20 protein-coding genes are annotated in these 19320 nt (G+C 71.2%); 9 read left to right on the top strand and 11 right to left on the bottom strand.

What is annotated here, in order from left to right:
• Nucleotides 1-15 precede the first annotated feature (15 nt).
• Genes ACIBAG_RS19510 through ACIBAG_RS19495 form a run of 4 tightly spaced genes read left to right on the top strand, consistent with a single transcriptional unit; the run spans nucleotide 16 to nucleotide 3433 of the window.
• The gene (locus ACIBAG_RS19510) at nucleotides 16-984 is read left to right on the top strand and encodes an ABC transporter substrate-binding protein (protein ID WP_399106658.1); all 969 of its coding nucleotides are present in this window, start codon (nucleotides 16-18) and stop codon (nucleotides 982-984) included.
• A gap of 30 nt (nucleotides 985-1014) precedes the next feature.
• Entirely contained in the window at nucleotides 1015-1788 is a 774-nt protein-coding gene (locus tag ACIBAG_RS19505) for an ABC transporter permease (RefSeq protein ID WP_399106656.1), read from the top strand.
• Nucleotides 1788-2603 (top strand): ABC transporter permease, encoded by an 816-nt coding sequence (locus ACIBAG_RS19500; RefSeq protein ID WP_399106654.1) that lies wholly within the window; start codon nucleotides 1788-1790, stop codon nucleotides 2601-2603. Before ACIBAG_RS19505 ends, ACIBAG_RS19500 begins: the two co-directional genes overlap by 1 nt.
• 20 nt (nucleotides 2604-2623) lie before the next feature.
• Nucleotides 2624-3433: an ABC transporter ATP-binding protein gene (locus ACIBAG_RS19495; RefSeq protein WP_399106652.1), complete on the top strand. Its 810-nt coding sequence runs from the start codon at nucleotides 2624-2626 to the stop codon at nucleotides 3431-3433.
• A gap of 24 nt (nucleotides 3434-3457) precedes the next feature.
• Here the strand turns inward: ACIBAG_RS19495 and ACIBAG_RS19490 are convergent, their stop codons facing one another.
• The 7 genes from ACIBAG_RS19490 to ACIBAG_RS19460 all read right to left on the bottom strand — a co-directional run bounded on the left by ACIBAG_RS19490 (nucleotide 3458) and on the right by ACIBAG_RS19460 (nucleotide 9919).
• Nucleotides 3458-4153 (bottom strand): GntR family transcriptional regulator, encoded by a 696-nt coding sequence (locus ACIBAG_RS19490; protein WP_399106650.1) that lies wholly within the window; start codon nucleotides 4151-4153, stop codon nucleotides 3458-3460.
• 116 nt (nucleotides 4154-4269) lie between these two features.
• On the bottom strand, nucleotides 4270-5271 hold the full coding sequence (locus tag ACIBAG_RS19485) for a proline racemase family protein (protein WP_399106648.1): 1002 nt from the start codon (nucleotides 5269-5271) through the stop codon (nucleotides 4270-4272).
• 34 nt (nucleotides 5272-5305) lie between these two features.
• Nucleotides 5306-6202 carry a dihydrodipicolinate synthase family protein gene (locus ACIBAG_RS19480; RefSeq protein WP_399106646.1) on the bottom strand — a complete coding sequence of 299 codons (897 nt, stop codon included), beginning with the start codon at nucleotides 6200-6202 and terminating at the stop codon, nucleotides 5306-5308.
• Between the two features lie 45 nt (nucleotides 6203-6247).
• Nucleotides 6248-7672: an FAD-dependent oxidoreductase gene (locus ACIBAG_RS19475; protein WP_399106644.1), complete on the bottom strand. Its 1425-nt coding sequence runs from the start codon at nucleotides 7670-7672 to the stop codon at nucleotides 6248-6250.
• Nucleotides 7665-7991: a (2Fe-2S)-binding protein gene (locus ACIBAG_RS19470; RefSeq protein ID WP_399106642.1), complete on the bottom strand. Its 327-nt coding sequence runs from the start codon at nucleotides 7989-7991 to the stop codon at nucleotides 7665-7667. The genes ACIBAG_RS19475 and ACIBAG_RS19470 overlap by 8 nt, the downstream gene beginning before the upstream one ends.
• Nucleotides 7988-9139 (bottom strand): NAD(P)/FAD-dependent oxidoreductase, encoded by a 1152-nt coding sequence (locus ACIBAG_RS19465; protein ID WP_399106640.1) that lies wholly within the window; start codon nucleotides 9137-9139, stop codon nucleotides 7988-7990. The genes ACIBAG_RS19470 and ACIBAG_RS19465 overlap by 4 nt, the downstream gene beginning before the upstream one ends.
• A gap of 117 nt (nucleotides 9140-9256) precedes the next feature.
• A complete protein-coding gene (locus ACIBAG_RS19460) occupies nucleotides 9257-9919 on the bottom strand; it encodes a hypothetical protein (RefSeq protein ID WP_399106638.1) in 663 nt (220 codons plus the stop codon).
• Nucleotides 9920-10142: 223 nt separating this feature from the next.
• Here ACIBAG_RS19460 and ACIBAG_RS19455 point away from each other — a divergent pair, with 223 nt between their 5' ends.
• Together ACIBAG_RS19455 and ACIBAG_RS19450 are read left to right on the top strand one after the other, a co-directional pair.
• Nucleotides 10143-10793, top strand: a complete 651-nt coding sequence (locus ACIBAG_RS19455; protein WP_399106966.1) for a helix-turn-helix domain-containing protein — start codon at nucleotides 10143-10145, stop codon at nucleotides 10791-10793.
• Between the two features lie 38 nt (nucleotides 10794-10831).
• Nucleotides 10832-11356 (top strand): toxin-antitoxin system, toxin component, encoded by a 525-nt coding sequence (locus ACIBAG_RS19450; RefSeq protein WP_399106965.1) that lies wholly within the window; start codon nucleotides 10832-10834, stop codon nucleotides 11354-11356.
• Nucleotides 11357-11505: 149 nt separating this feature from the next.
• Here ACIBAG_RS19450 and ACIBAG_RS19445 read toward each other — a convergent pair whose 3' ends face one another.
• Nucleotides 11506-12549 (bottom strand): alpha/beta fold hydrolase, encoded by a 1044-nt coding sequence (locus tag ACIBAG_RS19445; protein ID WP_399106636.1) that lies wholly within the window; start codon nucleotides 12547-12549, stop codon nucleotides 11506-11508.
• Between the two features lie 231 nt (nucleotides 12550-12780).
• Here ACIBAG_RS19445 and ACIBAG_RS19440 point away from each other — a divergent pair, with 231 nt between their 5' ends.
• Nucleotides 12781-13011 (top strand): hypothetical protein, encoded by a 231-nt coding sequence (locus ACIBAG_RS19440; protein ID WP_126396598.1) that lies wholly within the window; start codon nucleotides 12781-12783, stop codon nucleotides 13009-13011.
• Nucleotides 13012-13084: 73 nt separating this feature from the next.
• On the opposite strand, the gene ACIBAG_RS19435 is transcribed toward ACIBAG_RS19440, so the two are convergent.
• Together ACIBAG_RS19435 and ACIBAG_RS19430 are read right to left on the bottom strand one after the other, a co-directional pair.
• Complete coding sequence (locus ACIBAG_RS19435) at nucleotides 13085-13765, bottom strand: 4'-phosphopantetheinyl transferase (RefSeq protein WP_399106634.1); 681 nt, start codon at nucleotides 13763-13765, stop codon at nucleotides 13085-13087.
• Nucleotides 13762-14622 carry a metallophosphoesterase family protein gene (locus tag ACIBAG_RS19430; protein WP_399106632.1) on the bottom strand — a complete coding sequence of 287 codons (861 nt, stop codon included), beginning with the start codon at nucleotides 14620-14622 and terminating at the stop codon, nucleotides 13762-13764. The genes ACIBAG_RS19435 and ACIBAG_RS19430 overlap by 4 nt, the downstream gene beginning before the upstream one ends.
• 259 nt (nucleotides 14623-14881) lie before the next feature.
• Here ACIBAG_RS19430 and ACIBAG_RS19425 point away from each other — a divergent pair, with 259 nt between their 5' ends.
• Complete coding sequence (locus tag ACIBAG_RS19425; protein ID WP_399106630.1) at nucleotides 14882-16015, top strand: ATP-grasp domain-containing protein; 1134 nt, start codon at nucleotides 14882-14884, stop codon at nucleotides 16013-16015.
• A 133-nt stretch (nucleotides 16016-16148) separates the two neighbouring features.
• Nucleotides 16149-17834 carry a carbohydrate binding domain-containing protein gene (locus tag ACIBAG_RS19420; protein ID WP_399106628.1) on the top strand — a complete coding sequence of 562 codons (1686 nt, stop codon included), beginning with the start codon at nucleotides 16149-16151 and terminating at the stop codon, nucleotides 17832-17834.
• 234 nt (nucleotides 17835-18068) lie between these two features.
• Here ACIBAG_RS19420 and ACIBAG_RS19415 read toward each other — a convergent pair whose 3' ends face one another.
• Nucleotides 18069-19319 (bottom strand): alpha-L-fucosidase, encoded by a 1251-nt coding sequence (locus tag ACIBAG_RS19415; RefSeq protein ID WP_399106626.1) that lies wholly within the window; start codon nucleotides 19317-19319, stop codon nucleotides 18069-18071.
• Between the last annotated feature and the right edge of the window lies 1 nt (nucleotide 19320).

The raw sequence follows: 19320 nt of genomic DNA, 5'->3' as shown, positions 1-19320 counted from the left end.
TGTACAGGAGGAGCCATGCGTCGTCTGTCCGCCGGTCTCACCGCCGGCGCCCTGCTGTTCGTCGCGACGGCCTGTGGCTCGTCCGACGGCGGTTCACCGGATGCGGGTTCGTCGTCCGGAGGGATCACCACCGTCAAGCTCGGGCTCATCCCGATCGTCGATGTCGCGCCGCTCTACCTCGGCCAGAAGAAGGGCTTCTTCGAGAAGCAGGGCCTGAAACTGGAGTTCACCACCGCACAGGGTGGTGCCGCCATCGTGCCGGGTGTGGCGAGCGGTCAGTTCCAGTTCGGGTTCAGCAATGTGACGTCCCTGATGGTGGCTCAGACCAACGGCGTTCCGGTGAAGGCCGTCGCGAACGGCATCGCCTCGACCGGCGAGCGGGGAAAGGACTTCAACGGCCTCATGGTCAAGAAGGACAGCCCCGTCAAGTCGCCCAAGCAGTTGGAGGGCAGGAAGGTCGCCATCAACACCCTGAAGAACATCAACGAGACCGCGGTCCGCCAGGCGGTGCGCAAGGACGGCGGCGACCCGGACAAGGTGCAACTCGTCGAGATGGCCTTCGACCAGATGCCCGCCGCTCTCGACCAGGGCCAGATCGACGCCGCGTGCGTGGTCGAGCCGGCGACCGCCACCATCCGCAGCCAGGGCGGCCGGGAGATCGCCTCTCCGCTGGTCGACATCGCGCCGGAGCTCACCGTCGCGATGTACTTCACCTCGACGCGGTACGCGCAGCAGAACCCGGACGTGGTCAAGAAGTTCCAGACCGCCACCGCCGAGTCCCTCGCGTACGCCGAGGCCCACCCGGACGAGGCCCGGCAGATCGTCACGACGTACACCAAGATCCCCGCGAACGTGCTGGAACAGGTCACCCTCCCCAAGTGGCCGGCCGAGGCGAACCGTTCGTCCATCGAGGCCCTGATGAAGCTCGGCGAGGAGGACGGCCTCTTCAAGAAGACGCCCGACCTGGACGCGCTGCTGCCGTGAGGGACGGGGACACATGAGGGGTTCACCCGCATGAGGGGCGCGAACGTCGCACTCGGTGCGGCCGGGCTCGCGGTCTTCCTCGCCCTGGGCGAGGCGGTGCCGCGGCTCGGCCTGGTCAAGGAGGCCTACTTCCCGCCGACCAGCCGTATCGCCGACGCGCTCGCGGACGAGGCCGCCGACTCCGCCTTCTGGACCGCGCTCGGCGACACGCTCACCGGCTGGGCGCTGGGCCTGGCGATCGCCTCCTGCGCGGGCATCGTGATCGGCGTCGTCGTCTCGGTCGTGCCGTATCTGCGCGCGGCGACGGCCTCCACGATCGAGTTCCTGCGCCCCATCCCGTCGGTCGCGCTCATCCCGCTCGCGGTGCTGCTCTACGGCACCGAACTGCGCTCGGTGCTCCTCCTCGTCGTCTACGCGTCCTTCTGGCAGGTGCTGGTCCAGGTCCTGTACGGCGTCCAGGACGTCGACCCCGTCGCCGACGAGACGGCACGGTCGTACGGCCTCGGCACCTGGGCCCGGATCCGGCATGTGCTGTGGCCGACCGCGCTGCCGTACGTCATGACCGGTGTACGCCTCGCGGCGGCCGTCGCGCTGATCCTCGCCATCACCGCCGAACTCGTCATCGGCGCACCGGGGTTGGGCAAGCGGATCGGCGTGGCTCAGGCTTCGCAGGCCGTGCCCGAGATGTACGCGCTGATCGTGGTGACCGGGCTGCTGGGGCTGCTGATCAACGTGGGCGCGCGGACCGTGGAGCGGCGCGCGCTGGCCTGGCATCAGTCGGTGCGCGGGGAGGTGGCGGTGTGATGGGGGTCCCCCCTGGTCGAGCGAAGTCGAGAGCTCGGGGGAGTGTGCTGTTGCGGCTGGTGTTCGTGTTCGCGCTGCCGGCCGTGCTGGTCACCGTCTGGTGGGTGGCTTCGGCGGGCAGCACGGATGTGTACCGGCCTCCGCTGCGGACGATCCTGGAGGCCTTCCCCGACGTGTGGACGGCGGAGCGGCTGCGGGAGGACGTGCTTCCCAGCGTCCTGCGGCTGACCGGTGGTTACGGGCTGGCGGCCGTCGTCGGCGTGACGGTCGGTACCGTCATCGGCTCCTACCGACGCGTGCGGGCCGTGTGCGAGCCGGTCCTGGAGTTCCTGCGGGCGGTGCCGCCGCCGGTGCTGGTGCCGGTCATCATGCTGTTCGCGGGCATCGGCGACACGATGAAGGTCACGGTCATCGCGAGCGGCTGTGTGTGGCCGATCCTGCTCAACACGGTCGAGGGTGTGCGGGCGGTGGACCCGGTGATGGTGGAGGCGGCACGGTCGTACGGAGTCAAGGGCACGGCACGGCTGAGGCACCTGGTGCTGCCCTCGGCGAGCCCGCAGATCTTCGCGGGTCTGCGCCAGGCCCTGTCCATCGGCATCATCCTGATGGTGATCAGCGAGATGTTCGCCGCCAGCAACGGACTCGGCTTCACCATCGTCCAGTTCCAGCGGGGCTTCGCGATCCCGGACATGTGGACCGGCATCCTCGTGCTCGGTCTGCTCGGGTTCTTGCTGTCGGTCGTCTTCCAGTTGGTCGAGCGACGGGTCCTCGGCTGGTACCACGGTCTACGCGCTTCGACCCGGCGGTCGCCGTGACACTCGAGAAGGGGCGTTGCATGCTCGACGTACGGGGCCTGAAGAAGGTCTACGAGGGTTCCGGGCGGCGTGTGGAGGCCGTGCGCGACCTCACCTTCACGGTCGACGCAGGCGAACTGGTCTGTCTCGTCGGCCCGTCGGGCTGCGGCAAGACGACCCTGCTGAAGTGCATGGGCGGGCTGCTCACGCCGACGAGTGGGGAGGTGCTCCTGGAGGGGCGGAGGGTGAGCGGCCCGCCGCCCGGGACGGCCTTCGTCTTCCAGGAGTACGGGCGCAGTCTCTTCCCCTGGATGCGGGTCGACGAGAACGTCGAACTCCCGCTGAAGCAGAAGGACTTGAGCAAGGCGCGGCGCCGGGAACTGGTGCGGGACGCGCTGGAGTCGGTGGGGCTCGCGGACGCCGTGGGGGCGTACCCGTGGCAGTTGTCCGGCGGTATGCAGCAGCGCGTCGCCATCGCGCGGGCGCTGGCGTACGAGCCCCGTGTCCTGCTGATGGACGAGCCGTTCGCGGCGGTGGACGCGCAGACGCGAGCCGATCTGGAGGACCTCGTCCGGGGGCTGTGGCGGGAGCGCGGGATCACGATCCTGTTCGTCACCCACGACATCGACGAGGCCGTGTATCTGGGCGAGCGGGTCATCGTGCTGTCCGCCTCCCCCACCGTCGTCCAGGAGCAGCTCAAGGTCGAACTGCCCGCCGAACGCGACCAGCTGCACACCCGCGCGGACCCGCACTTCGCCGAGCTGCGCACCCATGTGTACGCACAGATCCAGGCGGCGAAGCGCGGGGTCGGGCGGGATGCGGTCACGAAGTCGGATACGCCTCCACGGTGACGTTGCAGAGGGCGGGGGGCGGGTCTACTTGGCAGCCCACAGCCCACGGACGTGCCCGAGGTGGCGGGTCATGACCTCGCGTACGGCCTTCTCGTCGCGGGCGATCAGCGCGTCGAGGAGTTCGAGGTGCTCCTCGGCGGAGGCCAGCAACCGGCCGGCCTCGACGAGCGCTGTGAGGCCGTAGAGGCGGGAGCGCTTGCGGAGGTCGCCGACGACCTCGACGAGGTGGGCGTTGCCGGCGAGGGCGAGCAGGCCGAGGTGGAAGCGGGTGTCGGCCTCGACGTAGGCGATGAGGTCCCCGGAGACGGCGGCCTGGACGATCTCCCGGGCGGCGGGGCGCAGCGCCTCCAGGGAGACCTTGTCGGCAGCCCGGGCCAGCTCCACCACCGTGGGGATCTCGATGAGCGCGCGGATGTGCTTGTACTCGTCGAGTTGCTTCTCGGAGACGGCCGTGACCCGGAACCCCTTGTTGGGCACGGTGTCGACCAGGCCCTCCTTCACCAGGTCCAGCATGGCCTCGCGCACCGGTGTCGCCGAGACGCCGAAGCGGGCGGCGAGCGTCGGCGCGGAGTACACCTCGCCCGGGAGCAGTTCCCCGGCGATCAGCGCCGCTCGCAGGGCGTCGGCGACCCGTTCCCGGTAGCTGCTCTTCTTGCCGCCCAGGATGGGCAGCGACGGGGCGGCTGCGGTGGGCGGGGCGCTGGTGCGCTGGGCGGCCATGCGGGGTCTCCTAGCTGGTGCGGTGTCACGCGGTCGGTGGCGCCACGGGCGGCGGGGTGCAATGTCACGCGGTACCCGCCATTATCCCCGGTGCCTTCGGTCGCGCCGCCCTGGCCCTACAGCACGAACCCGGCCGGGAACGGGTCGGACGGATCGAGCAGGTACTGCGCCGTGCCGGTGACCCAGGCGCGGCCGGTGAAGCTCGGCAGGACAGCCGGGAGGCCCGCGACCTCGGTGGTGCCGAGGAGGCGCCCGGTGAACCGGGTGCCGATGAAGGACTCGTTCACGAACTCGGTGTGCAGCGGGAGTTCGCCGCGCGCGTGCAGTTGCGCCATCCGCGCGCTGGTGCCCGTGCCGCAGGGTGAGCGGTCGAACCAGCCGGGGTGGATCGCCATGGCGTGCCGGGAGTGCCGGGCGGTGGCGCCGGGGGCGATCAGGTGGACGTGGTGGCAGCCGTGGATCGACGGGTCCTCGGGGTGGACGGGCTCCTCCTCCGCGTTGATCGCCGCCATCAGGGAGAGGCCCGCCGCCAGGATGTCGTCCTTGCGAGAGCGGTCGAAGGGCAGCCCGAACTGCTCCAGCGGCAGGATGGCGTAGAAGTTGCCGCCGTACGCCATGTCGTATGTCACCGTGCGCCCGTCGGGCAATGTGATCTTGCGGTCGAGGCCGACGGAGAAGGACGGCACGTTCTGGAGGGTGACCGCTTTCGCGGCGCCGTCCTCCACCGCCACCTCGGCGACGACGAGGCCCGCCGGGGTGTCGAGCCGGATCGTGGTGACCGGCTCGACGACCTCGACCATGCCGGTCTCGACGAGCACCGTGGCGACGCCGATGGTTCCGTGCCCGCACATCGGCAGATAGCCGGAGACCTCGATGTAGACGACTCCCCAGTCGCAGTCGGGGCGGGTGGGCGGCTGGAGGATGGCGCCGCTCATCGCCGAGTGGCCGCGCGGCTCGTTCATCAGAAGCTGCTTGATGTCGTCGCGGTGTTCGCGGAAGTGCAGGCGCCGCTCGTTCATGGTCGCGCCGGGGATCGTGCCGATGCCGCCGGTGATGACGCGGGTGGGCATGCCCTCGGTGTGCGAGTCGACGGCGTGCAGGACGAGTTTGCTGCGCACGGTCCAGCCTCCTTTGCGATCGGCGCGGGTGTGGTTACGCGAGCCCTGCGGCGACGGCCCTCTCGGTGGCGGCGCGGACCGCCGCCTCCTGCCCGGCCAGCAGCGGTACCCGCGGTGGACGGCAGCGTCCCCCGTGGCGGCCGACGATGTCCATCGAGAGCTTGATCGCCTGCACGAACTCGACCTTGGAGTCCCAGCGCAGCAGCGGGTGCAACTGCTCGTACAGCTTCCTGGCCGTGCCGAGGTCACCGCCGACGGCCGCGCGGTACAGCTCGACGGAGGACTTCGGCAACGCGTTCGGGTAGCCGGCCACCCAGCCCTTGGCACCGGCGATCGCCAGCTCCAGCAGCACGTCGTCGGCACCGATCAGCAGGTCGAGTTCCGGGGCGAGCTCGGCGAGTTGGTACGCGCGGCGGACATCGCCGGAGAACTCCTTGACGGCGTGGATGTATCCCTCGCCGTGCAGTTCGGCGAGCAGCTCGGGCAGGAGGTCGACCTTGGTGTCGATGGGGTTGTTGTACGCCACGACGGGCACGCCCGCCCCGGCGACCTCGGCGTAGTGGGCGAGGACGGAACGCTCGTCGGCGCGGTAGGCGTTGGGCGGCAGCAGCATCACGGCGTGGCAGCCGGCGTCTCGCGCCTGCTCGGCCCAGCGGCGGGACTCGGCGGACCCGTAGGCGGCGACCCCCGGCATCACGCGCGCACCGCCGATGGCGGCGACGGCCGTCTCGACGACCCTGGCCCGCTCCTCGGGGGTGAGGACCTGGTACTCGCCGAGCGAGCCGTTCGGCACGACACCGTCGCAGCCGTTCTCGACCAGCCAGGCACAGTGCTCGGCGAACCTGCCGTGGTCGACGGAGAGATCGTCGTTGAACGGGAGCGCGGTGGCGACGAGGACGCCGCGCCAGGGGCGGTGGTCGGTGGCGGTCATGTGAGATCCCCTCTCATCGGTTGCATGGCAATACGGTGTGACATTTCACTGTTGGTCGAGCTCGCCGGCCCGGGCCAGCACCCCGAGCGGCACCGGACGGGCGAACGGCCTCCGGGAGGGGGTGAGTTCGCACCCGGCGAGCCCCGCGACCGCGGGCCCGCACATCCGCCCCTGGCACCAGCCCATCCCGGCCCGCGTCAGCAGCTTCACGGTCCGCGGATCACCGGCACCGAGCTCCGCCACGGCCTCCCGGATCGCCCCGCCGGTGACCTCCTCGCAGCGGCACACCACCGTGTCGTCGGTGATCTGGTCGGTCCAGTGGGCGGGCGGGGCGTACACGGAGTCGAGCTCGGCGAAGAACGTGCGCAGCCGGGTACGGACCCGGGCGGCCGCCGCCCAGGTGCCGGGGTCGGGTTCGGTGCCGGTCAGGCGGGCCGCGGCCGAGCGTCCGGCGATGTGGCCCTCGGCGAGCGCGAGGGCGGCGCCGCCGATGCCCGTGGTCTCTCCGGCGGCCCAGACGCCGGGCACGTCGGTGCGCTGCTCGCCGTCGACGCGCACCGCGAGGCCGTCGAGCCGGCAGCCCAGCGTCTCGGCGAGGTCCGTGTGCGGGAGCATGCCGTGGCCGACGGCCAGGGTGTCGCAGGGGATACGGCGCTCGCTGCCCGGCCGGACCCGCCCGTCTCCGTCGAGCGCGGCGGCGGTCACGGCCTCCAGCCGCTCGGTGCCGTGTGCCTCGACGATCGTGTGCCGGGCGAGGACTCGGACCCGGTGGCGCAGCAGCCGGGCCGCGTACCCGGCGCCCTCGGCGAGCTTGCCGGGCTGCGCCGCCAGCGCGCGGGATCGCCGTAGCAGGGCCTCGGGGCTCGCTGACTCGACGAACGCGGCGACCTCGACGCCGGCCGCGGCGAGTCCGGTCGCCACGGGGAGCAGCAACGGGCCGGTACCGGCGACCACGGCGGTGCGTCCCGAGACCGCGAGGGTGCCCTTGAGCATCGCCTGGGCGCCGCCCGCGGTGACGACACCGGGGAGGGTCCAGCCGGGGAAGGGCAGCACCTTCTCGTAACCGCCGGTGGCCAGGAGCACGGCGTCGGCGCGTACTTCGGCCGGGTCCTCCTGCTCGGGGCCGAGGAGTGCGTGGACGGTGAAGCCCGGGTCCGGCTCCGCGCGGCGCTCGACGAGCCAGACGTGATGCTCCGTCAAGTGCCTTACGGAGCCTGCTCTCACGTGCCGGTCCAGACCGTCCCTCAGCTGCTCCCAGGTGCGCCACTGGTGGTGCAGGGCCTGCGGTCGGCGGGCCCCCAGCCCGGCCGCGGGCCGGCGGTAGAACTGTCCGCCCGCCTCCGCCGCCGAGTCGACCAGCGTCACCCGGACGCCGTGTGCCGCGGCGGCGACGGTCGCGGCGAGCCCCGCCGGGCCCGCACCGATCACGGCGAGGTGCGGGGCCGTGCCGCCCCGGTTCGCGTCAGTCATCGTGTCGCGCCCCTTCCGGGTCGTCGTGGCCTGTCCCCTCCTGCGTGCGGATGGTGTCGCCCGGGTGCAATGGCACCAGGCAGGCCCGTTGGTTCGGGCGGTCGTTGACGGTCACGAGGCAGTCGTAGCAGACGCCGATGCCGCAGAAGACCCCGCGCGGGCGGCCCTGCCCCCGAGTGGTGCGCCACGATGTGACGCCGGCCGCCCAGAGAGCCGCGGCGACCGTCTGGCCGGGCAGTGCGTCGATCTCGCGGCCGTCCAGGGTGACCGTGAACGCCGGGCCCGGCTGGGCGTCGGCGAGCTCGAGCGGGGTTCTCACGCGGCCTCCTCGGCGAAACGGTCGGGCCGGAAGGGGGCCAGGTCCAGATCGGGGGTCTGCGCGGTCAGCGCCTGTGCGATCAAGTGGCCGGTTCCGGTGGCGAGTCCGATGCCCGCGCCCTCGTGACCGCAGGCGTGGTACAGCCCGGGGACGCGGGGATCCGGTCCCACGGCGGGGAGGTGGTCGGGCAGGTACGGGCGGAAGCCGAGGTAGGAGCGCATCGCGCGCACCCGGTCCAGGAACGGGAACAGCCGGGTCGCCCCCGCCGCCAGCGCCCTTACGGCCGGCAGCGAGAACGTCCGGTCGAAGCCGACCCGTTCGCGGCTCGCCCCGATGAGGATCGGCCCCGCGGCCGTGCCCTCCACGACCGGTGAGGTCTGCAGCGCGGCCGAGTCGCTGGCCACGTCGGCCACGTAGTCCGCGGCGTACACCTTGTGGCGCACTCGGCGCGGGAGGGGTTCGGTGACGAGGACGAAGCCGCGCCGGGGGAGGACGGGCAGCCGGACGCCCGCGAGTGCGGCGAGCTCGCCGCCCCAGGTGCCGGCCGCGTTGACGACGGCCGGCGCGTGGATGTCGCCCTTGTCCGTGCGGACTGCGCGCACGGTGCCGTCCGGTGCGCGCAGCACGTCCGTCACGGTGTGGCCGGTCAGCAGGCGGGCGCCGGAGGCGCGGAGCAGTCGGGCTGCGGCCAGGGCGGGCATGACCTGGGCGTCCTGGGGGTAGTGGACGGCGCCGGGCAGGCCCGGGGCGAGGTGGGGTTCGAGGTCGTGGAGCCTGTCACCCGCCACCGGTTGGGCGAGGACCCCGGCGGCACGCTGTCCTTCGGCGAACCGCTCCAGCGCCAGGAGCCCGCCGGGCGACGAGGCCACGACCACTCCCCCCTTGGGCTCGTACTCGACGGCCTCCCCGAACTCCCGTGCCAGTTCGCCCCACAGCCGACCGGACAGCAGCGCCAGGTCCAGTTCCGGACCCGGCTCCTTGTCGGAGACGAGGAGGTTGCCCTCTCCGGCCCCGGTGGTGCCGCCGGCCACCGGGCCACGGTCCACGAGGATCACGTCGAGGCCTGCCCGACCCGCGTACCAAGCGCAGGCCGCGCCCACCATCCCGGCTCCGACGACCACGACATCGCAGGTCAGTCGCTTGCTCACGCCAGTACTATGTCACATATCGTCGATGCTGGGAATGAGGGGACAACAACGGTGGAACTCGGATCCGGCCGCGCTGACGGGGCGCCGTCGGCGACCTGAACGCCGACGGTGCCCCGGTCAGCCCTCGGGGGTGGGCACGACTCTCAGATGGCTCGCGCTGCGGCGCACCCCACGACCCCTGGGCCGGTCGCGGCGCGCCTCGCGCAGCACCAGGGTCAGCCGGGTGTAGCCCATCTCCTGAAGGCTCCTGGGCGTCTCGTCGACGACCCGGCACTCGGTCGCGCCCCAGCGCGGGTCGGGGTGCAGCAACGGCCGTACCGCACCGTCCTGCACCACGGCCCGCTCGCCGACGGCCCGGATCCAGTGCGGCAGGCCCTGCCGGTAGGCGGCCTCCATGATCGGGTCCTGGGCGATCTCCCGGCGGATGGCCTGCAGGCCGTGGTCGTGGCCGTGCCGCTCCACGGCGGCGGCGAAGTGGGCGAGCATCGGCAGGCACCAGCTGGACTCGTGCTCACCCAGGACCGTGCTCGCGTCCGGGTGGAAGAGCACGAACCTGAGGAAGTTCTCGTCGGGCATGGCCGTCGGATGCGGGCCGACGCCACGGAAAAGTGACGCGAAAGCGGTGTTCGCCAGAAGGACGTCCCAGCGGTGGTCGAGGATGACGGAAGGGAAGGGCACGGCCTCCACGAGAGCGCCGTAGTCCCGCAGATACGCCTGGGCCTCGCAGCTCTCGGGGACGGGCCGCGGCTCGAACCGCTGCCCACCTGCCTGATATGCCATCGGGAGGTCACCCCTCTTGCCTATGCGGCCTTCACGCGGCTTCTTGATCCTGCTGCCCGCTTCTCAGCCGTGTCAACTATCGTGGCATTCCATGTCTGTTGACGGCTGAAATTGGCCACAGTTGTGGCGAGACCTGGATGTGAGTTCGAACCAGCGGGTAATCTCCACCAAGTTCACGGCAACCGCTTGTGAGAAGCCTGTGAGAGACGTAGGAGATCTGTCGGTGACGGGTGGCTTCGAGGGTCCGGGCGTCACGCCGACGGCTGTGCTGCCGGCCGTCGTCGCTCGTGTCACCGCGCTCGCCGACCGGCTCGGCGTGCCGCATGCGGAGGTCTTCGACACCGGCCGCCTGTCCGTGGCCTCCGGCGTCCCCGAGTCCGTGGTCAAGGCCCTGCTGAGCGGTCGCCCGGCGGGCGAGCCGGACGTCCAGGCCCGCTTCCTGCAGCGTCTGGACCTGCTGCGCCGCACCCGCCTCAAGCCGAACGGCCGCAAGTACACCCAGCAGGAGATCGCCGACGGCGCGGGCATGTCGCGCCAGCAGGCGGGCGCGCTCATCAACGGCGACCGGCGCCCCACGATGGAGCACTGCGACGCCATCCAGCGGTTCTTCCGGGTGCACGCCGGATTCCTCACGGCCGAGGACCCCGAAGCACTCGCCGGCGCCCTCCAGCGCACCGAGCAGGATCTGCTGCAGAAGCTCGCCGAGCGCGAGGCGACGCAGGCCACCGAGGATCCGCTGGAGAAGCTCCTGCAGGACCACGGCGTGCGCGGAATCGCCTGGCGGGCCGCTCAACTGCCCACCGACCAGCACCGCGACAAGGTCGCCGAGTGGCTGGACATGCTCCTGGAGAGCGTCAAGCGGCCCGAGTCGTGAAGCGGGAGAACGGGAGACCTGTGGGCATCGGTAGGGAAATGCGCCGCCTGTGCGGCGAGTTGGTCGCGGAAGTGAAGCTTCCCGCGCCCACGGCGCCCGAGAAGCTGTACGGCGCGCTGTGCGACGCGATGAGCAGACGCCGCGGCCGTCCCGTCCAGTTCCGTACGTCCGCCTTCCCGGCCGGGACCGCCAGCGGACTGTGGCTGGACATGGCCGACCAGGACCTCGTGGTGATCGAGGAACGCACCGCGCCCGACCATCAGTTGGTGATCCTCGGTCACGAGCTGTGGCACATGCAGGCCGGCCACGCCAGCCACAGCGTCGAGGGCGCCTCGGTGGCGGCCCGCCTCCTCGACGACAAGGCCGACCTGCGCTCGACGGTCCTGAGGGTCGCCGCGCGCAGCCATTTCGACCAGGCCGAGGAGAAGGAGGCCGAGGCCTTCGGCCTGCTGCTGGCCAGCAAGTGCCGCCCGTGGCTGGCGGTTTCGTCGGCGCGGGGGCAGCGGGACCACTTGGCGGGACGGATCGAGGCGTCACTGGGCTATCTGGGGCCGCAGAGCTGAGCCTGGCACGACGGCTTCCCGTACGGCGCGTCCGGTCCCGTAGGCACCTCGGGTCCCGTATGCACCTCGGGTCCCGTATGCACCTCGGGTCCCGTATGCACCTCGGGGTCACCGTCGCGCCGCGTCGGGTCACATCGCGCTGTGCCGGATCATGTCGCGCTGCGTTCGCTCGCCTCCCGAAGATCCCGTTCCACCGCGCGCGTACGGGCGGTGTCCGGTTGCCCCGCCGCCGTGCCGGGGCGGCCCGCGCGCAGCAGTTCGCGCCAGTGCTCGCGGCTCCAGTCGGCGGGCGCGGTAGTGCTGGTGAACCCCTCGACCAGAGCGACGAAACGGGCCGGGTCGGTGTGGAACGGGAAGTGGCCCGCCCCCTCGAAGATCTCCAGCCGGCTGCCGGGCATCGCCTCGTGCGCGCCGAAGGCGTGCCGCACCGGCACCACGCTGTCCCGGTCGCCCCACAGCAGCATGGTCGGCATGCCCTCGGTCAGATAGCAGCGGTCCAGCATGGTGACCACCTGCCCGCGCCAGTCGACGACCGCCCGCAGGGTACGGACGAAGGCGTTGCGCGAGGTGTCGTCGGGCAGTGCGTCGACGAGGGTGAGCAGTTCCGGCGCGTCCTGGCCGAGGTCGGTGTCCAGGAGCCTCATCAGCCGTACCGCGAGCCCGACTTGGAGCCGCATCCCCGGCAAGCGCAGTGTCGACAGCAGCAGATGGGCGCCCGGCAGGGAGACCAGCCGCAGCACCGGGTTGACCTCGCGGCCCACCCCGCCCGCGCTGACCAGGACGAGCCTCTCGGTGCGCTCGGGGAACTGGTACGCGAACTGCATCGCCACTCCCCCGCCCAGCGAGTGCCCGACCAGCGTCGCCGACTCGATGCCGAGCGTGGTGAGCAGATCGCGCACGCCGTTGGCGTACGCGGCCACCGAGTAGTCGGCGCGCGGCTTGTCCGAGGCGCCGTGGCCGAGCAGGTCGGGGGCGATGACGGTGTGGGTGCGAGCGAGGTCGGGGATCAGCTCGGCCCAGGTGTCGGAGGAGTCGCCTATGCCGTGGATCAGCACCAGCGCCGGCCCTTCGCCGGCCATCCGGAACGCCCGCCGGTAGCCGTGCACCACGCGGTACTGCAGCTCGAGTTCTCCGTCGCCCACCGGGCGCAGCCGTACGGCGCGCGCCGGGCGCGGCCCGTGGAGGTCGACCACGAAACTCGCCCCCGTTCCTGTCCCCGTTCCCTTGCCGCGAGTGCGGCCGAAAGCCCTTCCCTCCAGCGTAGGACGGCTTTCCCACAAGGGATTTCGGGGAGGTTTCACCTCCGCTAAGCGGGCGAACCGAGGGGTGGACGGGCCCGATTGTCAGTGGTGGGCGGCAAGCTGGTGGTGCGCCCTCGTATGCGGGGCGTGACGCGACGACGCCGACTTGGGGAGAGCCGACCGATGCCCACCGCCGTACTGACCGACCGCGAGCGCACCGCCGTCCAGGCCTATCTGCGGCTGTTGCACACCGTACGAGCCGCGTTCGACGGTCCCCCCGGCTCGCGCCGACCACCCCTCGTCCCGCCCTCCGTCCTCGCCGAGGCGGAACAGGCCCTGGCCGACGCGGGACTGAGCGGCAACGAGGAGGAGTTCTTCCGGCTGCTGCAGAGCTGGTGTCCCGCGGAGCCGTGAGTGCCCCTCGGGTGAGGTGACCGCCGGGCGCCTGCGCGGGCTTATGGGGGGTCAGCAGGCGCCGGACGGTGGCTCAGGTGTGCGGCACGCTCACCGCTGTCGCCACCAGCCCACGCCGGACCGTCCACCGGCCCTCGAAGAGGTCCACCCGGTGGTCGCCCACCCACGGGCCGGGTACGAGCAGCCGCGCCCGGAAGCCGCCGATGAACTGTTCACCGGGGTCGGCGAAGAACTCGATGTCGGCCTCGGTGAAGTCCAGCCACTTCCCGGTGAGGGGGAACCACGCCTTGTAGACGGACTCCTTCGCGCTGAACAGGAGCCGGTCCCAGTGGACGGCGGGGTGGTCGCCGGCCAGGAGGCGCAGCCGCTCCGCCTCGGCGGGCAGGGCGACGGCCGGCAGGACGCCCTGCGGGAGCGTCTGGTGGGGCTCGGCGTCGATGCCGAGGGAGGCCAGGTCGGTGGCGCGGACCAGGGCCGCGGCGTGGTAGCCCTCGCAGTGGGTCATGCTGCCGGCCAGGCCGGCCGGCCAGCCGGGGGCGCCGCGTTCACCGGGCAGGATCGGCTGCGGCGGCACACCGAGCTTCTCCATGGCGCGGCGGGCGCAGGAGCGTACGACGGCGAATTCCCGGCGGCGCTTGCCGACCGCCCGGGCCACGACCGCCTCCTCCTCGGGGTACAGGACCGTGTTCGGGGGCTCTTCGTCGCCGTACGCCTCGACGGTGACGACCACGTCAGGCAGCAGTTCCTCGATCAACGGGGCCCGTCCTCCCTGGGCAGAATCCGGCGCAGGCGTCCCGGCGGGTCCGGTCGCTTCCGCCACTCCCGGGGGTACCCCACCGACACCTCCTCGAAGCGGACGCCCTCGTGCCAGGTGGTGCGGGGGATGTGGAGGTGGCCGTACACCATGGTCTCCACACGGAACCTGCGGTGCCAGTGGGCGGTCAGCCGGGTGCCGCACCACATGGCGAACTCGGGATACCACAGGACGTCCGTGGGGTGGCGGTCCAGCGGGTAGTGGTTGACGAGGACGGTGGGCAGGTCCTCGGGCAGTGCGGCGAGCCGGCGCTCGGTCTCGGCGACCCGGGCCTCGCACCAGGCCTCACGGGACGGGTAGGGGTCCGGGTGCAGCAGGTACTCGTCGTTGCACACGATCCCGGTCCCGTGCGCGTACCTCAGTCCCTCCTCCTTGGTGGTGCAGCCGGAGGGCAGGAAGGAGTAGTCGTACAGCAGGAACAGCGGTGCCACGGCCACCGGGCCGCCGGGGCCGTCCCAGACGGGATAGGGGTCCTCGGGGGTGGTCACGCCCAGTTCCCGGCACAGGTCGACGAGGTGCTCGTAGCGGGCGACGCCGCGCAGGGTGACGGAGTCCTTCGGGTGGGTCCACAGTTCGTGGTTGCCCGGCGCCCAGACGACCTTGCGGAAACGGCCGGCGAGTGTCCCGAGGGCCCAGCGGATGTCGGCCACGGTCTCGGCGACGTCACCGGCGACGAGCAGCCAGTCGTCGTCCGAGCCGGGGCGCATCTTCTCGACGAGGGCGCGGTTCTCGTCGTAACCGATGTGCAGGTCGCTGATGGCCAGCAGCTGCCCGGCACCGCCGGCCGTCGACGTCATCCCTGGCCCCTTCCGATCACCCGAAGGACTCCACGAGATCACATGGCAGCACGCCGGTACAAGGCAGGATCACGTCGGCATGATCGGGAAATCCGTAACACGTACGTTGCACGCGGCACCCTTTGAAAGCCGTATGATCGCCCCAACACCACCGCTTTGAACGTCCCTTCGCACGGGGCGATTTGGTGTCCCTCCATTCACCCTGCCCGGGCACGGGCTTGCTTCGCCCTGCCCGCGAACCCCGAAAGGACGGCCCTGCATGGTCTCTCGCGTACGCGTCTGGCTCAACCGCACGTACGCGGAGAACGTGTTCTTCATGGATCAGCTGCGGAGAAATCCCAGCGATCGGGCCGTCGAGATCCATGCGACGCACGGGGACGCCGACTCGCCCGTGCTGGCCGCCGCCGACACCGCCGATCTGGAGCCGGAGGGCCTGTCCCCGGCCGGATACGTCGAGTACGCGCTCGACCAGTGCCGGCGCCGTGGCATCGACGTCTTCGTTCCCCGGATGCACCAGTCGGCGATCGTCGCGCACCGCGCGGATTTCGAGGCGGCCGGTACGGCGCTGCTGGCGCCGCCGCCGGAGGCCGTCGCGGTGTTCCAGGACAAGGTGATCGCGTACGAGGCCGTGCAGGCGATCGGGGTGCCGGTGCCGCCGTGGTGGCGGGTGCGTACCGCCGACGAACTCGTGGCGGCCGTCGAGGAGTTGGAGGCGGGCGGGCACAAGGCCTGCTTCAAGCCGGCGTCCGGTGCGGGCGGGGTGGGCTTCCGGGTGATCACCCGCTCCCCCTTCTCGCTCATGCACCTCACCGGGTTTCCGACTCCGTATGTGCAGCTGGATCTTGTTCTCGACGCGCTGCGGCGCGCCGATGAGCCGGTGGACTGGCTGGTCATGCCGCGGCTGGAGCAGCCGGAGGTGTCGGTGGACTGCCTCACCGGCCCGGACAACCGGGTGCGGCTGGCGATCGGCCGCAGCAAGAGCGGGCGGCGGCGTGGGTTCACGCTGCACGAGCAGTGGCTGGAGCCGGCGCGGCTGATCGCGGAGGGGTTCGGGCTGCACTATCTGTCCAACATCCAGTTCCGGATGTTCGGCGACCAGCCGGTGCTGATGGATGTCAACACGCGGCCGGCCGGGGGCTTGCACCAGCTGTCGCTGTGCGGGGTCAACGTGCCTTGGCTGGCCGTGCAGTTGGCGCTCGGGGAGGACCCGGGGGAGGTCGCGCCGCCGTTCCTCGGGCAGGACTACACGGTGGTTTCGGGGCCGCGGCCGTTGCGGCCGGTCTCGATTCCGCAGCAGCGGACGGAGGTCGAGGAGCCGCTGCTGCCGGCGATGCCCGCGCCGGCCCCGGTCGACTCGGTCGGGAGCGGGGCCGCTCAGGTTCTGCCTCTTTAGACCTTGCACCCTCCGGTATGGACCAATCCCGGCGTCAGAGCTTGACAGCGGGATTGGTCCATACCAACTTGGTCTGCGCACCTCTCTGCACCTCGTGCACTCCCGAACACCCCACATTCCTCAGGGAGATCGCGTGCGCAACCAACCCCTCAGACGTCTCAGACGGCGTCTTCTCGCCCTGCTGGGCTCCGCCGCCCTCGCGGTCACCGGAGCCGTAGCGCTTCCCGGTACGGCCCATGCGGCCAACATCCTCTCCAACGCCGGCTTCGAATCCGGCGCCCTCTCCCCATGGTCCTGCGCCGGCAACCTCGGCTCGGTCGTCTCCTCCCCCGTGCACGGGGGCTCCAAGGCCCTTGCGGGCGCGGTGAGTTCCGGTGACATCGCCAAGTGCAGCCAGACCGTCTCCGTCCGGCCGAACACGACGTACACGCTCAGCGGCTGGGTGCGCGGGTCCTACGTCTACCTCGGTGTGGACGGCGGTGCGTCCACGTGGACGTCGTCGCCGTCGGCGTACGGTCAGCTGTCCCTGTCGTTCACGACCGGCGCCGCACAGACCAGCGCCACGGTCTACGTCCACGGCTGGTACGCGCAGGGCACCTACCACGCCGACGACATCAGCCTCGACGGGCCCGGGGGCGGCGGCTCCGACAGTCAGGCGCCGAGCGTGCCGGGCAGTCTGCGGTCCACCGGCAAGACCTCGTCAAGCGTGTCGCTGGCGTGGAACGCCTCGACGGACAACGTCGGGGTGACGGCGTACGACATCTACCGCGGTTCGAGCCAGGTGCTCAGTGTCTCCGGTACCAGCGCCACGGTCAGCGGGCTGGCGCCGAGCACGAGTCACACCTTCACGGTGAAGGCGCGGGACGCGGCCGGGAACGTCTCCGCAGCCTCCAACGCCGTGACCGTCACGACGGACGCGGGCGGCGGTGGCGGTACCGGCTTCAAGCAGGCCGCCCCCTATCTGTACCTGGGCTGGGGCGACCCGCCGAGCGCGACCTCGGTGATGAGCGCGACCGGGATCAAGTGGTACACGATGGCGTTCATCCTGTCCTCCGGCGGCTGCAACCCGGCCTGGGACGGACAGCGCCCGCTGACCGGCGGGAACGACCAGAGCGTCATCAACTCCATCCGCTCCGCGGGCGGTGACATCGTCCCGTCGATCGGCGGCTGGAGCGGCAACAAGCTCGGGCCGAACTGCTCGTCGGCGGAGGCGCTGGCGGGGGCGTACCAGAAGGTCATCGACGCGTACGGGCTCAAGGCGATCGACGTCGACATCGAGAACACCGACGAATTCGAGAACGCGACCGTGCAGGACCGGATCCTCAACGCCCTGAAGATCGTCAAGGCGAACAACCCGGGTCTGCGGACCATCGTCACCTTCGGCACCTCGACGACCGGGCCGACGTACTGGGGCAACCGGCTCATCGAGCAGGCCAGGGCGCTGAACGCCGACATCGACGTGTTCACGATCATGCCGTTCGACTTCGGCGGCGGCGCCGACATGTACGGCAACACCGTGAACGCCACGGAGGGGCTGAAGAACAAGCTGAAGTCCACGTTCGGGTGGGACGACGCCACGGCCTACGCCCACATCGGCATCTCCGGCATGAACGGCCTGTCCGACCAGCAGGAGCTCACCTCGCCCGCGATCTGGACCCAGATCCGCGACTGGGCGAACTCCCGGCACATCGCCCGCCTAGCCTTCTGGTCGGTCAACCGCGACCGGCCGTGCCCGGGCGGTGGAGTGACGAGCAACTGCTCCGGGATCAGCCAGAGCAACTGGCAGTTCACGTCCATCACGGCCGGGTTCACCGGCTGAGGCCCCTTCCACCCGCGCCGGGAGAATTCTTTTTTTCCGGCGCGGGTGTATCAGGACGCCGGCCGAGCGCTCATAAGAGTGAAAGCAACGGGGGAACAACGGGGGACGCGGGGACAACGGGGGAACGCACCACCAGCGCACCACCACGGGGGAAGCACGGGGGATTCGGGCCGGCCGGCCGCTGTCACGGGGGCAGCGGCCGGCCGGCCCGAACTGTGCCGCGGGACGGAAGGGTCAGAAGCGGCCCGAGCCCCGGTACAGCTCCAGCTCACCGTCCAACTCGACGGCCAGCACCGTCGCGTGCGGATCGAGGTCGGCCGCGGCAGGCGGTTCGATCCACAGGACGCCCGGCGTCTCGTGCAGGCCGCCGGTGACCCGGTGCGCCAGTTGCGTGCCGCTGCCGAGCACCGTGACCCGGCGTACCGAACCGAGCAGTCCGCGTACGTTGATCTCGGCGCGCGGGACGTCGAAGAGGATCAGGTACAGGGTGCGGTGGTCCTTGGAGAGGGTGCTCGGGCCGTAATGGTGGCCGGCCGGGAGGCCGCGCTCGGTGCCGTACACCGCCTCCGCGTGCTTGGCGATCCAGTCGCCGAGCCCCTCCAGGCGCTCCACGTGCTCCCGCGGGATCGTGCCGTCCTCGCGCGGGCCGACGCTCAGCAGCAGGTTGCCGCCCGCGCCGATCGTCTCCGTGAAGTAGCGGATCAGCTGGTCGACCGACTTGTGGTTGTGGTCGTGGTGCTGGTGACCCCAGGAGTCGTTGACCGTCAGGCACAGTTCCCAGGGGCCGTCCGGCGGGACGACCGGGGCGCCCTGTTCGGGCGTCGCGTAGTCGCCCTCGCTGAGCATCCGGGCGTTGAAGACGACGTCCGGCACCTCGGAGCGGATGAGCGCGGCCAGTTCAGGGATGCGCCACTGCTCCTCGCTGCGGTCCCACTCGCCGTCGAACCACAGAAGGTCGGGACGGTAGCGCGACACCAACTCCCGTATCTGACCGTCGCGGTAGGCCAGGAAGCGTTCCCAGGCGTCCAGGTCCTCGTCCTCGGCCGCCACCTCCGAGTAGCGGTTGTCCTCCAGCTCCGGTGGGCGGCCCGGCTTGCGGGTGGAGGCGTAGTCGGGGTGGCTCCAGTCGGAGTGCGAGTAGTACAGGCCGACCTTCAGGCCCTGCTCGCGCAGGGCGTCCGCGTAGCCGGCGATCAGGTCGCGGCCCACGTTCAGGTCGCCGTGAGCGGTGTCCCAGAGGGCCACGCCGTCGTGGTGGCGGCTGGTCAGGACGGCGTACCGGGCGCCGGCCCGCGCGAAGAGCTCGGCCCAGTCGCGCGGGTCGTAACGGGAGGCCGTGAACCGGTCGAACTGGGACATGTACCGGTCGTACGGGACGATGTCGTCGTAGAACGACCAGGACTCCTGGACGCCGTCGACCGCGTAGATGCCCCAGTGGACGAAGATCCCCAACTTGGCGTCGGTGAACCAGGGTTGCATCGGCACC

The organism is Streptomyces sp. NPDC051243 (assembly GCF_044455405.1).
Classification (GTDB): domain Bacteria; phylum Actinomycetota; class Actinomycetes; order Streptomycetales; family Streptomycetaceae; genus Streptomyces.
Note: the sequence above shows the minus strand (reverse complement) of the source record. Positions and strands in the feature narration are given on the sequence as shown.